At 60.8% G+C, this 15,386-nt stretch carries 14 protein-coding genes; all 14 read left to right on the top strand.

The window, feature by feature from the left end; genetic code table 11:
* Nucleotides 1–17: 17 nt before the first annotated feature.
* The 14 genes from U5A08_RS21185 to fliI all read left to right on the top strand — a co-directional run bounded on the left by U5A08_RS21185 (nt 18) and on the right by fliI (nt 15,386).
* The gene (locus tag U5A08_RS21185) at nt 18–947 is read left to right on the top strand and encodes a ketoacyl-ACP synthase III (RefSeq protein WP_198717162.1); all 930 of its coding nucleotides are present in this window, start codon (nt 18–20) and stop codon (nt 945–947) included.
* A 277-nt stretch (nt 948–1,224) separates the two neighbouring features.
* On the top strand, nt 1,225–2,922 hold the full coding sequence (locus U5A08_RS21180; RefSeq protein WP_253397719.1) for a flagellin N-terminal helical domain-containing protein: 1,698 nt from the start codon (nt 1,225–1,227) through the stop codon (nt 2,920–2,922).
* A gap of 76 nt (nt 2,923–2,998) precedes the next feature.
* A complete protein-coding gene (locus U5A08_RS21175) occupies nt 2,999–3,343 on the top strand; it encodes a flagellar protein FlaG (protein WP_253397718.1) in 345 nt (114 codons plus the stop codon).
* Between the two features lie 83 nt (nt 3,344–3,426).
* Nucleotides 3,427–4,794, top strand: a complete 1,368-nt coding sequence (fliD, locus tag U5A08_RS21170; RefSeq protein WP_253397717.1) for a flagellar filament capping protein FliD — start codon at nt 3,427–3,429, stop codon at nt 4,792–4,794.
* 139 nt (nt 4,795–4,933) lie between these two features.
* A complete protein-coding gene (fliS, locus tag U5A08_RS21165) occupies nt 4,934–5,323 on the top strand; it encodes a flagellar export chaperone FliS (protein ID WP_017845372.1) in 390 nt (129 codons plus the stop codon).
* A 25-nt stretch (nt 5,324–5,348) separates the two neighbouring features.
* Nucleotides 5,349–5,645, top strand: a complete 297-nt coding sequence (gene fliT / locus U5A08_RS21160; RefSeq protein ID WP_253397716.1) for a flagellar protein FliT — start codon at nt 5,349–5,351, stop codon at nt 5,643–5,645.
* Between the two features lie 169 nt (nt 5,646–5,814).
* Nucleotides 5,815–7,290 (top strand): sigma-54 dependent transcriptional regulator, encoded by a 1,476-nt coding sequence (locus U5A08_RS21155; protein ID WP_253397715.1) that lies wholly within the window; start codon nt 5,815–5,817, stop codon nt 7,288–7,290.
* 110 nt (nt 7,291–7,400) lie between these two features.
* Nucleotides 7,401–8,612, top strand: a complete 1,212-nt coding sequence (locus U5A08_RS21150) for a sensor histidine kinase (RefSeq protein WP_253400422.1) — start codon at nt 7,401–7,403, stop codon at nt 8,610–8,612.
* Nucleotides 8,613–8,618: 6 nt separating this feature from the next.
* A complete protein-coding gene (locus tag U5A08_RS21145) occupies nt 8,619–9,995 on the top strand; it encodes a sigma-54-dependent transcriptional regulator (protein ID WP_253397714.1) in 1,377 nt (458 codons plus the stop codon).
* Between the two features lie 131 nt (nt 9,996–10,126).
* Entirely contained in the window at nt 10,127–10,456 is a 330-nt protein-coding gene (gene fliE, locus U5A08_RS21140; RefSeq protein WP_253397712.1) for a flagellar hook-basal body complex protein FliE, read from the top strand.
* Between the two features lie 16 nt (nt 10,457–10,472).
* On the top strand, nt 10,473–12,251 hold the full coding sequence (fliF, locus tag U5A08_RS21135) for a flagellar basal-body MS-ring/collar protein FliF (RefSeq protein WP_253397711.1): 1,779 nt from the start codon (nt 10,473–10,475) through the stop codon (nt 12,249–12,251).
* A complete protein-coding gene (gene fliG / locus U5A08_RS21130) occupies nt 12,244–13,263 on the top strand; it encodes a flagellar motor switch protein FliG (protein ID WP_253397709.1) in 1,020 nt (339 codons plus the stop codon). Before fliF ends, fliG begins: the two co-directional genes overlap by 8 nt.
* A 10-nt stretch (nt 13,264–13,273) precedes the next feature.
* A complete protein-coding gene (fliH, locus tag U5A08_RS21125) occupies nt 13,274–14,038 on the top strand; it encodes a flagellar assembly protein FliH (RefSeq protein WP_253397707.1) in 765 nt (254 codons plus the stop codon).
* A complete protein-coding gene (gene fliI, locus U5A08_RS21120) occupies nt 14,028–15,386 on the top strand; it encodes a flagellar protein export ATPase FliI (protein WP_253397705.1) in 1,359 nt (452 codons plus the stop codon). Before fliH ends, fliI begins: the two co-directional genes overlap by 11 nt.

The raw sequence follows: 15,386 nt of genomic DNA, 5'->3' as shown, positions 1-15,386 counted from the left end.
AGTATTGGGAAGCCACAATGATTGGCATAAAAAGCATCGCCAGTTACGTGCCGGCCGACGGGATCGATAACTACGCCCAGGGTGCCAAATTTGCCAAGGATGAAGAGTTCATCATTGGCAAGATCGGGTCGGCATTCCTGCCGCGCAAGGAAACCACGCAGGAAACCTCTGATCTGTGTGTCGAAGCGGCCAACGCGTTGTTTGCCAACAACCCGCAGTTGAAGCGCGAGTCCATCGACGCGCTGATCGTCGTCACCCAGAACGGCGATGAAGAGGGCCTGCCCCACACCGCCGCCATCGTCCAGGACAAGCTCGGTCTGCCGACTCACGTCGCCGCCTTTGACCTCTCCCTGGGCTGCTCGGGTTACGTCTACGGCATCTACGCGATGAAGGGCTTCATGGAAGCTGCCGGTCTGAAAAACGGCCTGCTGATCACCTCCGACCCGTATTCGAAGATCGTCGACCCGGAAGACCGCAACACCACCATGCTGTTCGGCGATGCCGCCACTGCGACCTGGATGGGCGAAGATGCCCCATGGCTGCTCGGCAAAGCCAAGTTTGGCACCGACGGCTCCGGCGCACCGCACTTGAAGGTCAGCAACGGTGTGTTCTTCATGAATGGCCGCCAGGTGTTCAACTTCGCCTTGCTCAAAGTGCCGGCGCACTTGCACGCGCTGCTCGATGAGTCGGACCTCAAGGCCGACGACATCGATGCCTTCTGCATTCACCAGGGCAGTGCGGCGATTGTCGACGCCGTGGCGCGGCGTTTTGAAGATGCGCCAGTGGACAAGTTCATCAAGGACATGGTCGAGACCGGCAACACCGTGTCATCGAGCATTCCGTTGCTGCTGGAAAAACACGCGATGGACTCCACCTGGAAACGCGTGGCAATCAGCGGATTTGGTGTTGGCCTGTCCTGGGGCTCGGCGATTCTCTATCGGCCGTGACACTTCAATAGGCGGCACGCGCTTCAAACATGAAGACGCCGATGATCGAACGATCATCGGCGTTTTTTATTTGGCGCCAGAAAAGCCAATGAAGTCGGGCCTTTTTGCCTGCATAAACCCTTGAATTACAAGGGGTGGCACGGTGCTAGTAAAAAATTTCAAAAAAACCCTCAAGCAACTGGCTACCACGACGATAACTATTACGTAGGTTCTCTAGGCCACACCCGGCGGTTGCCAGGGCCGGAAGCCGCAGTATCCAATCAACGAGGATTTTGTCATGGCATTATCAGTAAACACCAACATCACTTCCTTGGGTGTCCAGAAGAACCTGAACAAAGCTTCCGACGCTCTGAGCCAGTCGATGAACCGTCTGTCCTCCGGCCTGAAAATCAACAGCGCCAAAGACGACGCTGCCGGCATGCAGATCGCCAACCGTCTGAACAACCAGGTTAAAGGCCTGAACGTTGCGATCGCCAACGCCAACAACGGTGTTTCCATCGCCCAGACTGCTGAAGGCGCAATGCAAGAATCCACCAACACCCTGCAGCGTCTGCGTGAACTCGCCCTGCAAGCGGCGAACGGTGATAAAAGCGACGCTGACCGTGTTTCCCTGCAGCAAGAATTCACCGCTAAAGTGGGCGAGCTGAACCGTATCGCCAGCACCACCACCTTCGGTGGTCGTAACCTGCTGGACGGCTCGTTCAACAACGTAGCGTTCCAGATCGGCGCCAACGCCAACGAGACTATCTCGTTCGGTATGACCGACATCAGCTCTACAGCGCTGAAAGGCAACTACAAAGAAGCTGCTGTAAACGGCGCTGCGATGACTGGCCTGGCGGCTACTGCCACTGGTTCGGTGATCGGTGATAAGGCGACTGTAACAGGTAGTGGTACTGCTACTGCTCTTGCTGCTGGTGATGCGATCACCATTAACGGTACTTCGATCACCCTGGCCTCTGGTGCCGTGGCTGCCGGCGCCGCAGCCGCAGCCGCTTCTGTGACAGCTATCAACGCACAAACAGCCACTACTGGCGTTACTGCGAGTAATAACGCTGGTGTAGTAAGTTTGTCTTCCAGCAGTGCAATTACTATTGGTGCCACTCCTGCTACCGGTCCAACCGCTCTCGGCATGACCGCTGGCACCACCGCCACCGCTACCCCGACTACCCTGGGTGCTGCCGGTTCCGTTTCTGTAAACGGCAATAACGTGACTTGGGCTGCAAACGACACCATCGCGAGCGTCGTGACTAGCCTGACAACCGCTGCCGGTACGGGTGGTGCTGCATCGTTCACCAACGGTCGTTTCCAGGTTACCTCCGGTCAGGGTGCTGACATCAAGCTGGCCAACAACACCAGCGGTTCGCTGTCGCAGTTGGGCCTGGCCGCCGGTACTACTCAGGCCAAGCTGACCGCAGACACCTCGATTAGCCTCAACGGTGTTGAAGTCAAGTTCAAGAAAGGCGATACCGCTGACGCGATCGTTTCTTCGATCAACAGCGCCAGCACCGGTGTTCAAGCCAGCAAAAACACTGACGGCACCCTGAACCTGTTCGCTGACAAAGACATCACCGTCAAGGACGGCAGCGCCGGTACTGGCCTGGCTGCTCTGGGTCTGACCACTGTTGCCGCTGCTGGCACCAAGACCGCTGTGACCATGGAAACTACCGTTTCCGACCTGAACATCCTGTCTGCCGCTTCTTCGCAGCAGGCCATCCAGGCTCTGGACGACGCCATGCAGCAGATCGACAGCCAGCGTTCGCAGCTGGGTGCCGTACAAAACCGCTTCGCCAGCACCGTGGCCAACCTGCAGAGCATTTCGCAGAACTCCACCGCAGCCAAAGGCCGCGTAGAAGACGCTGACTTCGCTTCTGAAGCCGCTGAGCTGACCAAGCAACAAACCCTGCAACAGGCTTCCACTGCGATCCTGTCCCAGGCCAACCAACTGCCATCGTCTGTTCTGAAGCTGCTTCAGTAATAGCGCCAGCGGTTAAATAACGGGAGGGTGCGTTTAACGACGTGCCCTTCCGTTTTTTCAGTTTGGAGGTGATGACATGGACATGAGCATAAAGCTGAGCACGTCTTACCCGGTTGGCAGTACCCAGGCCAGCAGCGCACCTGCACCGCAGGCCAAGCCTGCGGCCAGCAGTGAACCGGCCAAGGCTGAGGAGCCGCAGCGCGTGGCGTTGGAGCAGGCGGTAACTGATATACGAGAGTTTGTGCAGGCAACCCAGCGCAACCTGGATTTTTCCATCGATGACTCCACCGGCAAAGTGGTGGTCAAGGTGATTGCCACCGACAGTGGCGAAGTGATTCGACAAATTCCATCGGAGACCGCGCTGAAGCTGGCGCAGAACCTGAGCGATGCGAGCAGCCTTTTGTTTGATAGCAAGGCTTGAGTTGGCACGAAACATGTTTCTGATTGCGGTCAGAGCGCACAAGCGCCAAAAAATCGGCCGCTGCAGGACAAGGAGAATGGCAAATGGCTAGTTCAACGATTTCCGGCCCGGGTTCGGGCTACGACACGCAGGCTATCGTCAAGGCGTTGGTGGGGGCTGAGCAAGCGCCCAAGCAGCAGCAGATCACCAGCGAGCAAAAAAAAGCTACCGTCCAATTATCGGCGGTTGGTTCGGTCAAGACGGCGCTGGAAGCCTACCAGTCGGCGATCACCAAGTTGAACAATGCCTCCGCATTCAACGGGCTTGCGGCGTCTTCTTCGGAAGAGAAGAACGCCAAGGTCACCCTGGGTGACGGCGCATCCAGCGGCAAGTACGTGTTGAGAGTCTCTAACCTGGCGACCGCTTCGAAAGTTACCACGGCAGTGAATACGGACGGCGCGACGGGCAAGGCCAACAGCACCGACGGAGACCAGACGCTGACGATCAGCCAGTCGGGTAACAACTACGACGTAGTGATTCCTGGCGGTGCGACCCTGCAACAGGTGCGCGAATCGATCAATACCCAGCTCTCGTCCCAGGGGATCAGCGCCAACGTACTGAGTGACTCCAACGGCGCGCGCCTGGTGCTGACCTCGTCCACTATGGGCGTAGGCACCGACATCACCCTCAGTGGTGATTCGGAGCTGGTCACCGGGTATGACAAGGGCACGGCGCCGACCAACGCCAAGTACTTCATCGATGACGTTGAGATGTCATCCGCCAGCAACAAGATTACGTCTGCAATCAGCGGCGTGACCTTGGATCTGTTGGACACTGTTGACACTAGCAAACCGACGACCATCACCGTGGCGAGCAACACCGACACGTTGAAAACCTCGGTGCAATCCTTCGTCACCGCCTACAACGCGCTGATGACTGCCGTTAATACCCAGACCAAAGTCACCGCCACCGGTGATGCGTCCACCACCACCGCCGGTGCGTTGACGGGTGATTCGTCGATGCGTCAATTGGTGAACAGTCTGCGCTCCGAGCTGACCAGCGGCTCCGGTGCGGGCACCATGACCAGCCTGGCGCAGATGGGCATCACCACCGACCAGAAAACCGGGCTGCTGAGCCTGGACGACACCGCGTGGAACAAAGCGGTGGTCAAGGGTGCAGGCGATATCGCCAAGCTGTTCACCGGCGACACAGGCTTGATCACGCGCATGAACAAGGCGACCAACAGCTACGTGGGCACCACGGGCACCCTGGCGACCCGTGCCACCGATCTCAACAACAAGTTGACTGACTTGACCAAAGAGACGGATGACCTGACGCGGCGTATGGATGCCTTGCAGAAATCCCTGACGGCCAAGTACACCGCGATGGACACCATGATCGCGCAGATCAACTCCAGCAGCTCCAGCATCATGACCACGCTCAACTCGCTGAACAATCCGAAGTCGAGCTGATAGCCGGGGCGTTTCGGCGCCCCGCTAAAGATTCGCCGGTGGTCTGACGCTGGACGTCTGGATTAAAGAATTTCGCGGCGCAGTCGAATAACTGGTTAAGCAAACCTATTTAGATTGTCGCCAGTAACGAGGTAGCAACATGAACCCGATGAGAGCCCTTCGCCAGTACCAAAAGGTCAGTTCCCATGCTCAGGTCTCCGAAGCCAGCCCGCACCGTCTGGTGCAGATGCTGATGGAGGGCGGTCTGGACCGCATGGCGCAGGCCAAGGGCGCATTGAGCCGAGGTGATATCGCCCAGAAGGGCCTGATGCTGGGTAAGGCGATCGAAATCATCTCCGGCCTGCGCGACGGGCTTGAGCCAGAAAAGGCCGAAGACCCGGCCGTCGTGCAGCGGTTGGACGCCCTGTATGACTACATGAGTAATCGCTTGGTGGAAGCCAATCGCGTGAATGATGTCGAGATGATCGACGAAGTCGCTCGCCTGCTGATTACGGTAAAGACCGGCTGGGATGCCATCGCTCCACAATAAGGCTTGAGGCCTTGAGGTAAATATCATGAGCCACGCACTGCAACGCATCGATGAAACCCGCGAAGCTCTGATCGGCGCACTGGCTGAACGCAATTGGGAGGCTGTCGGCGAGCTGGACCTGGGTTGCCGCGCGGTCATTGATGAAGTGCTCAGCGACGCGCCAGTGGACGAAGATGCGCTGCGGGAGAAGCTGGAGAGCCTGCTTGTGGTTTACCAGCAATTGCTCGAAGTAACGATGGGCGAGCGCCAGGCAATTTTCGAAGAGATGTCGCAGATCAACCAAGCGAAAAATGCGTCAAAGGTTTACCATCTGTTCGGTTGAACGGGCGCAGTTAATCCGAACGGCGCGTCATATATTTGACTGTGCCAGCATTTTTGACTTAACTAGTGCTGTTTTCAGATTTCAGACGTCTAGTAAGGTAAGAAGTCTTACAGGCATCTAGATAGCCCACACTCTGGGCGGAGCGTTTTACTAGGGAAGTTGCTATTGCATGTGGCGTGAAACCAAAATTCTGCTGATTGATGACGATAGCGTCCGCCGCCGCGATTTAGCGGTGATTTTGAATTTTCTCGGCGAAGAAAATCTTCCCTGCGGTAGCCACGATTGGCAGCAGGCGGTCAGCTCGTTGTCGTCGAGCCGTGAAATCCTTTGTGTGCTGATTGGGACGGTAAACGCTCCTGGCGCAGTTCTGGGCTTGTTAAAGACACTGTCAACCTGGGATGAGTTCCTTCCGGTGTTGCTGATGGGCGATATTTCTTCGCTCGACCTGCCGGAAGACCAGCGCCGCCGCGTGTTGTCCGCCCTGGAAATGCCGCCCAGCTACAGCAAATTGCTCGACTCCCTGCACCGCGCCCAGGTCTATCGCGAAATGTACGACCAGGCCCGTGAGCGTGGTCGCCACCGTGAACCCAATCTGTTTCGCAGCCTCGTCGGCACCAGCCGGGCGATCCAGCACGTGCGCCAGATGATGCAGCAAGTGGCCGATACTGACGCCAGCGTGCTGATCCTCGGCGAGTCGGGCACCGGCAAGGAAGTGGTTGCGCGCAACCTGCATTACCACTCCAAGCGCCGCGACGGGCCGTTTGTGCCGGTCAACTGCGGGGCGATTCCGGCGGAGCTGCTGGAAAGTGAATTGTTCGGCCACGAGAAGGGCGCCTTTACCGGGGCGATCACCAGCCGTGCCGGGCGTTTCGAGCTGGCCAACGGCGGCACCCTGTTCCTCGACGAAATCGGCGACATGCCGCTGCCGATGCAGGTCAAGCTGCTGCGCGTGCTGCAGGAGCGCACCTTTGAGCGCGTGGGCAGCAACAAAACCCAGAGCGTCGACGTGCGCATCATTGCGGCGACCCACAAGAACCTCGAAAGCATGATCGAGGTCGGCAGCTTCCGCGAAGACCTCTACTACCGCCTCAACGTATTCCCGATCGAGATGGCCCCGCTGCGTGAGCGCGTGGAAGACATCCCGCTGCTGATGAACGAACTGATCTCACGCATGGAGCACGAAAAGCGCGGCTCGATTCGCTTCAATTCGGCGGCGATCATGTCCCTGTGCCGCCACGCCTGGCCGGGCAACGTCCGCGAGCTGGCCAACCTGGTGGAGCGTATGGCGATCATGCATCCCTACGGTGTGATCGGCGTGGTCGAGCTGCCGAAGAAATTCCGCTACGTCGACGAAGAAGACGAGCATCTGGTGGACAGCCTGCGCAGTGACATGGAAGAGCGGATTGCCATCAACGGCCATACCCCGGACTTCGGTGCCAACGCCATGCTGCCGCCCGAAGGCCTTGACCTCAAAGACTACCTCGGCAACCTCGAACAAGGGCTGATCCAGCAAGCCCTGGACGACGCCAACGGCATCGTCGCCCGTGCGGCCGAGCGCCTGCGCATCCGTCGAACCACCCTGGTGGAGAAGATGCGCAAGTACGGGATGAGTCGTCGAGACGGTGATGAACAGGCAGATGATTGACGCCTGTTTTTCAAGCCACTGTTTTATAGGTGGTTTTTTTTAGGCACGGGTATTGCTACAGCCCTCGCAACGTTCCGTTTAACTGACGGTCAGCCAAGCGAGAGAGCATGATGCCCCACGCCGCCCAACTATCTTCGGCCCCTGAGCTCCAGGGGCCTGTCCCGACCGCCGAACAGCTCAGCCGACATGGCCTTGAGCAGGCGTTCTCGCTGTTCAGCCAGATGTCCAGCCAACTGAATGACTCCTATAGCCTGTTGGAAGCGCGAGTCTCCGAGCTCAAGGGCGAACTGGCAGTGGTCAGTGCGCAGCGCATGGAAGAGCTGGCCGAGAAAGAGCGCCTGGCCAACCGTCTGCAGAACCTCCTCGACCTGTTGCCCGGCGGCGTGATCGTCATCGACGACCAGGGCCGCGTGCGCGAAGCCAACCCGGCCGCCTGCGACCTGCTCGGGCTGCCGTTGGAAGGCGAGCTATGGCGCCATGTCATCACCCGCTGCTTCGCGCCGCGTGACGATGACGGCCATGAAATCTCGCTCAAGGATGGGCGCCGCCTGTCTATCGCCACGCGCTCCCTGGATGCCGAACCCGGCCAACTGGTGCTGCTCAACGACCTGACTGAAACCCGTCACCTGCAAGACCAACTGGCGCGCCATGAACGCTTGTCGTCGTTGGGCAGGATGGTCGCTTCTTTGGCGCATCAGATCCGCACGCCGTTGTCGGCGGCGTTGATCTACGCCAGTCATTTGACTGATGAGCAATTGCCCGCCGAAACCCAGCAGCGGTTTGCCGGGCGACTCAAGGAGCGTCTGCATGAGTTGGAGCACCAGGTGCGCGACATGCTGGTGTTTGCCCGCGGAGAGTTGCCGCTGACCGACCGCCTCACGCCGTCCGGCCTGATGCAGGCGCTGCAAGCGGCGGCCGCCACCCACGTCCAGGACGCCAATGTGCGCTGGCAGTGCGACAGCCACCAAGGCGAATTGTTGTGCAACCGCGACACGCTGGTGGGCGCGCTGCTCAACCTGATCGAAAACGCGACCCAGGCCAGCGGCCCCGGCGCGCAGCTCAAGGTGCATGTGTATGCCCGCGCGCAAACCCTGCGCCTGTGCATCAGCGACAGCGGCAGCGGCATCGAGCCGGGGGTGCTGCAGCGCCTCGGCGAACCGTTTTTTACTACTAAGACCAACGGTACGGGCCTGGGCCTGACGGTGGTCAAGGCAGTGGCACGTGCCCATCAGGGCGAATTGCAACTGCGTTCCCGCTTGGGGCGTGGCACCTGTGCATTGATGACCTTGCCGCTGTTTTCATGCGCGGCAAGCGCGGAGTAAAAGGCTATGGCTATCAAGGTTTTGTTGGTGGAAGACGATCGTGCCCTGCGTGAGGCATTGGCTGACACGCTGTTGCTGGCGGGCCATGACTATCGGGCGGTCGGTTCTGCCGAGGAAGCCTTGGAGGCGGTGGAGCAAGAGTCCTTCAGCCTGGTGGTCAGTGACGTGAACATGCCTGGCATGGACGGTCACCAGTTGCTCGGCCTGCTACGTGCGCGCCAGCCACAACTGCCGGTGTTGCTGATGACCGCCCATGGCGCCGTCGAGCGCGCGGTGGACGCCATGCGCCAGGGCGCGGCGGATTATCTGGTCAAGCCGTTCGAGCCCAAGGCGTTGATCGAGCTGGTGGCGCGGCATGCTCTGGGGGTGATTCCGGCCGGTGAGAGCGACGGCCCGATTGCCTTCGAGCCCGCCAGTGCACAATTGCTGGAGCTTGCGGCCCGCGTGGCGCGCAGTGACTCCACCGTGTTGATTTCCGGCGAGTCGGGCACCGGCAAGGAAGTGCTGGCGCGCTATATCCACCAGCAGTCGGGCCGCGCCCAACAGCCCTTTATCGCGATCAATTGCGCAGCGATTCCCGACAACATGCTCGAAGCCACGTTGTTCGGCCACGAAAAGGGCTCGTTCACCGGCGCCATCGCGGCCCAGGCGGGCAAGTTCGAACAGGCCGACGGCGGCACCATCCTGCTTGACGAAATTTCGGAAATGCCCCTGGGCCTGCAAGCCAAGTTGCTGCGGGTGTTGCAGGAGCGTGAAGTGGAGCGTGTCGGTGCGCGCAAGCCGATCCAGTTGGATATCCGCGTGGTCGCCACCACTAACCGCGATCTGGCGGGCGAAGTGGCGGCGGGGCGCTTTCGGGAAGACTTGTTCTACCGTCTCTCGGTATTCCCCCTGGCCTGGCGCCCACTACGCGAGCGCCCGGCGGACATCATCCCGCTGGCCGAGCGTCTGCTGAACAACCACGTCAAAAAAATGAAGCACGCCCAGGCGCGGCTGTCGGCCGAAGCCCAGGCCTGCCTGATCAGCTACCCGTGGCCCGGCAACGTGCGGGAACTGGACAACGCGATTCAGCGCGCGTTGATTTTGCAGCAGGGTGGCTTGATCCAGCCCCAGGACTTCTGCCTGGCCATGGGCAGCGGCGCCGCGCCGTTGCCGAGCCTGGCGCCTGCGCCGCTGGTCGCTGAAGCCGAGTCCGCAGGCGCTCTGGGCGACGACCTGCGCCGCCGCGAATTCCAGATGATCATCGACACCCTGCGCGCCGAACGCGGCCGCCGCAAAGAGGCGGCCGAGCGCCTGGGCATCAGCCCGCGCACCTTGCGCTACAAGCTGGCGCAGATGCGCGACGCTGGGATGGACGTGGAAGGCTACCTTTTCGCCACCTGATCGGTAACAAGGTCGACAAGTTTTGTCGCCTTTTCTTACAAGTTGCTACAGAGCTGGCACCCTTGTTGCTACCACCCCTAGTAACTGCTGCGTAGTGTCAAAAAAATGCGGGTCGTCGGAGAGAGAAGGTCATGAGCCAGGGTATTGAGTTCAATCGGTTGATGTTGGATATGCGCTCCATGCAAATGGACGCCATGGCTCAACCGAAATCCGTCGCACAAGCGCCGGAATTGAGCCAAAGCAGTTTCGCCGACATGCTCGGCCAGGCCGTCAACAAAGTCAGTGACACCCAACAAGCCTCCAGCCAGTTGGCGACCGCGTTCGAGATCGGCAAGAGCGGCGTGGACCTGACCGACGTGATGGTCGCTTCGCAGAAAGCCACGGTGTCCTTTCAAGCCTTGACCCAGGTGCGCAACAAACTGGTTCAGGCTTATCAAGACATCATGCAGATGCCGGTTTAAGGGCGAGATTTAAGTCATGGCAGAAGCAGTCGTGGACAACGTACCCGCCAAGACAGACGGCAAACCGCCGCTGTTTGGCCTGTCGTTCCTGGAAAACCTCTCGGAAATGACCATGTTGCGTCAGGTGGGCCTGATGGTCGGCCTGGCTGCCAGCGTGGCGATTGGTTTTGCCGTGGTGCTGTGGTCGCAGCAACCCGATTACCGGCCGCTGTACGGCAGCCTGGCCGGTATGGATTCCAAACAGATCATGGAAACCCTGGCCGCCGCCGACATCGCCTACACCGTGGAGCCAAACTCCGGGGCGCTGCTGGTCAAGGCCGATGATGTCGCCCGTGCCCGCATGAAGCTGGCCGCTGCCGGCGTGACCCCGTCCGACAGCAATATCGGTTTTGAGATCCTCGACAAGGACCAGGGCCTGGGTACCAGCCAGTTCATGGAAGCGACCCGCTACCGTCGTGGCCTGGAAGGCGAACTGGCACGCACCATCTCCAGCCTCAACAACGTCAAGGGCGCCCGCGTCCACCTGGCGATTCCGAAGAGCTCGGTGTTTGTGCGTGATGAGCGCAAGCCAAGTGCCTCGGTATTGGTCGAACTGTTTTCCGGCCGCTCCCTGGAGCCTGGCCAAGTGCTGGCGATCATCAACCTGGTGGCCACCAGCGTTCCCGAATTGAGCAAGTCGCAAATCACCGTGGTCGACCAGAAGGGCAACCTGCTGTCCGACATGGCGGAAAACTCTGCGCTGACCCAGGCCGGCAAGCAGTTCGACTACAGCCGCCGCATGGAAAGCATGCTCACCCAGCGTGTCCACAACATCCTGCAACCGGTGCTGGGTAACGATCGCTACAAGGCCGAAGTGTCCGCCGACGTGGATTTCAGCGCGGTCGAATCGACCTCCGAGCAGTTCAACCCGGACCAGCCGGCCCTGCGCAGCGAGCAATCGACCAGCGAACAACGCACCGCCAGCAGCGGCCCGCAAGGTGTGCCGGGAGCCCTGAGCAATCAGCCGCCAGCCCCGGCTTCGGCCCCGCAGACCACCGGCGGTGCCGCCGCGACCGCTGGCGCCATTGCCGCTGGCCAGCCACTGCTGGACGCCAACGGTCAGCAGATCATGGACCCGGCCACCGGTCAGCCGATGCTCGCGCCCTACCCGGCGGACAAGCGTAACCAGTCGACCAAGAACTTCGAACTCGACCGCTCCATCAGCCACACCAAGCAGCAACAGGGCCGGATCAATCGCCTGTCGGTGTCGGTGGTGGTCGATGATCAGGTCAAGATCGCCGCCGCTGATGGCGCCGTCACACGCGCCCCGTGGAGCGCCGACGAATTGGCGCGCTTCACTCGCCTGGTGCAGGATGCCGTCGGTTTCGACGCCAGCCGGGGTGACAGCGTCAGCGTGATCAACATGCCGTTCTCCGCCGAGCGTGGCGAAGTCATTGCTGAAGCGGCGTTCTACACCCAGCCGTGGTTCTGGGACATCGTCAAGCAAGTGCTGGGCGTGTTGTTCATCGTACTGCTGGTGTTCGGCGTGCTGCGTCCGGTGCTCAACAACATCACCGGCAATGGCAAGAAACAACTGGCAACCTTCGCTGGCAGCGATGTCGAGTTGGGTGGCATGGGCGGCCTGGACGGCGAACTGGCCAACGACCGCGTCAGCCTCGGCGGCCCGCAAAGCATCCTGTTGCCAAGCCCGAGCGAAGGCTATGACGCTCAGTTGAACGCAATCAAGAGTCTGGTGGCAGAAGACCCGGGCCGTGTGGCCCAGGTCGTGAAAGAGTGGATTAACGCAGATGAGTGATAATCGAGCCGCTGTTGCCAAACTCACCAAGGTCGACAAAGCCGCAGTCCTGCTGCTGTCCCTGGGTGAAACCGACGCCGCACAAGTGCTGCGCCACATGGGCCCCAAAGAGGTCCAGCGCGTGGGCGTGGCCATGGCGCAGATGCGCAACGTTCACCGTGAGCAGGTCGAGCAGGTGATGAGCGAGTTCGTCGAGATCGTCGGCGACCAGACCAGCCTGGGCGTCGGCTCCGACAGCTACATCCGCAAGATGCTCACCTCGGCCCTCGGCGAAGACAAAGCCAACGGCCTGATCGACCGCATCCTGCTGGGCGGCAACACCAGCGGCCTCGACAGCCTGAAATGGATGGAGCCGCGCGCCGTCGCCGACGTGATCCGCTACGAGCACCCGCAGATCCAGGCGATCGTGGTGGCGTACCTCGACCCCGACCAGGCCGGCGAAGTGCTCGGCCACTTCGACCACAAAGTGCGCCTGGACATCATCCTGCGCGTGTCGTCGTTAAACACCGTGCAGCCGGCGGCCCTGAAAGAACTCAACACGATTCTCGAGAAGCAGTTCTCGGGCAATTCGAATGCTGCGCGCACCACCTTGGGCGGTATCAAGCGCGCAGCCGACATCATGAACTTCCTCGACAGCTCGGTCGAAGGCCAGTTGATGGACTCGATCCGCGAGATCGACGACACCCTGTCCGGCCAGATCGAAGACCTCATGTTCGTGTTCAACAACCTCTCCGATGTCGACGACCGTGGCATCCAGGCGCTGCTGCGCGAAGTCTCCTCCGACGTGCTGGTGCTGGCCCTCAAGGGGTCGGACGAAGGCGTCAAGGAGAAGATCTTCAAGAACATGTCCAAGCGCGCCTCCGAACTGTTGCGCGACGACCTGGAAGCCAAAGGCCCGGTACGCGTCAGCGACGTGGAAACCGCCCAGAAGGAAATCCTCACGATTGCCCGCCGTATGGCCGAAGCCGGAGAAATCGTTCTCGGCGGGAAGGGCGGCGAAGAAATGATCTAAGGCGCTTTCCATGTCGAACAAAGATGAGTCGCCCAGCGATCTGATTCGCGCGCGGGACGTGGGCGGGTTCGACATCTGGTCGTTGCCCAGCTTCGACCCGCATGTGCCGGAGCCCGAACCTGAGCCAGTGGTGGAAACACCGGTGGAAATGGAAGAAGTGCCGCTGGATGAAGTCCAGCCGCTGACCCTTGAAGAGTTGGAAAGCATTCGCCAGGAGGCCTACAACGAAGGCTTCGCCGCTGGCGAAAAAGATGGTTTTCGCAGCACCACGCTCAAGGTGCGCCAGGAAGCCGAGGCCGCCTTGAGCGTCAAGCTGGCCAGCCTCGAACGCCTGATGGGCAGCCTGTTCGAACCCATCGCCGAGCAGGATTCGCAGATCGAAAAAGCCATGGTCGGGTTGGTCGAGCACATCGCCCGCCAGGTGATCCAGCGTGAGCTGGTGCTGGACTCCAGTCAGATCGAAAGCGTCATGCGTGAAGCCCTCAAGCTGCTGCCCCTGGGTGTCGGCAATGTGCGGCTGCACATCAACCCGCAGGATTTCGAACAGGTCAAAGCCCTGCGCGAGCGCCATGAAGAAACCTGGCGCATCGTCGAAGATGCGGCGCTGCAGCCCGGTGGTTGCCGCGTCGAGACCGAATACAGCCGCATCGACGCCACGGTGGAAACGCGCATCAGCCAGATCATGGCCCAGTTGCTGGACCAGGTTCACGAGCAGGTCCTGAACCCGGCCGAACCTGACATGAGCGTGGACCTGGACGCCCCCGATGCGCCTTGATCGCACCAGCTTCGCCAAGCGCCTGAGCGGGTATGCCGAGGCCACCAAGTTGCCCGGCCAGCCGATCCTCGAAGGGCGCTTGCTGCGCATGGTTGGCCTGACCCTCGAAGCCGAAGGCCTGCGCGCCGCCATGGGCAGCCGCTGCCTGGTGATCAACGACGACAGCTACCACCCGGTGCAGGTCGAAGCCGAGGTGATGGGCTTTTCCGGCAGCAAGATTTTCCTGATGCCGGTGGGCAGCCTGGCGGGCATCGCCCCCGGCGCCCGCGTGGTGCCGCTGGCCGATACCGGCCGCCTGCCCATGGGCATGAGCATGCTCGGCCGCGTGCTGGACGGTGCCGGTCGTGCGCTGGACGGCAAGGGCGGCATGAAGGCCGAAGACTGGGTGCCGATGGATGGCCCCACCATCAACCCGCTCAAGCGCAACCCCATCAGCCAGCCGTTGGACGTGGGCATTCGCAGCATCAACGGTTTATTGACGGTCGGTCGCGGTCAGCGCCTCGGCCTGTTCGCCGGTACTGGCGTGGGTAAGTCGGTGTTGCTGGGCATGATGACCCGCTTTACCGAGGCCGACATCATTGTGGTGGGGCTGATCGGCGAACGGGGTCGGGAAGTGAAGGAGTTCATCGAGCATAGCCTCGGTGAAGAAGGCCTCAAGCGTTCCGTCGTCGTTGCGTCCCCGGCCGACGATGCGCCGCTGATGCGTTTGCGCGCCGCCATGTACTGCACGCGCATCGCCGAATATTTTCGCGACAAGGGCAAGAACGTCCTGTTGCTGATGGACTCCCTCACGCGTTTCGCCCAGGCCCAGCGGGAAATCGCCCTGGCCATCGGCGAGCCTCCGGCCACCAAGGGCTATCCGCCGTCGGTGTTTGCCAAGCTGCCCAAGCTGGTGGAGCGCGCCGGTAATGCCGAGGCGGGGGGCGGCTCGATCACCGCGTTCTACACCGTGTTGTCTGAAGGCGATGACCAGCAAGACCCGATTGCCGACTCGGCGCGGGGCGTGCTCGACGGCCACATCGTGCTGTCGCGGCGCCTGGCGGAAGAGGGGCACTACCCGGCGATCGACATCGAAGCGTCCATCAGCCGGGTGATGCCGTCGGTGGTCACGCCGGAGCACATGGCCCGTGCCCAGCAGTTCAAGCAGTTGTGGTCGCGCTACCAGCAAAGTCGCGACCTGATCAGCGTTGGCGCCTATGTGGCCGGCGGCGATCGTGAGACCGACCTGGCGATTGCCCTGCAACCGCAATTGGTCACCTACCTGCGCCAAGGCCTCAACGACAACATCAGCATGGGCGAAAGCGAAGCGCACCTGCAGTCCATCTTCGCCCCCGCGCCAGGCGGCTAA

The organism is Pseudomonas paraveronii, from assembly GCF_963681955.1.
Taxonomy (GTDB): domain Bacteria; phylum Pseudomonadota; class Gammaproteobacteria; order Pseudomonadales; family Pseudomonadaceae; genus Aquipseudomonas; species Aquipseudomonas paraveronii.
The sequence above is the reverse complement of the archived record's forward strand: the minus strand, read 5'-3'. Positions and strand labels throughout refer to the sequence as shown.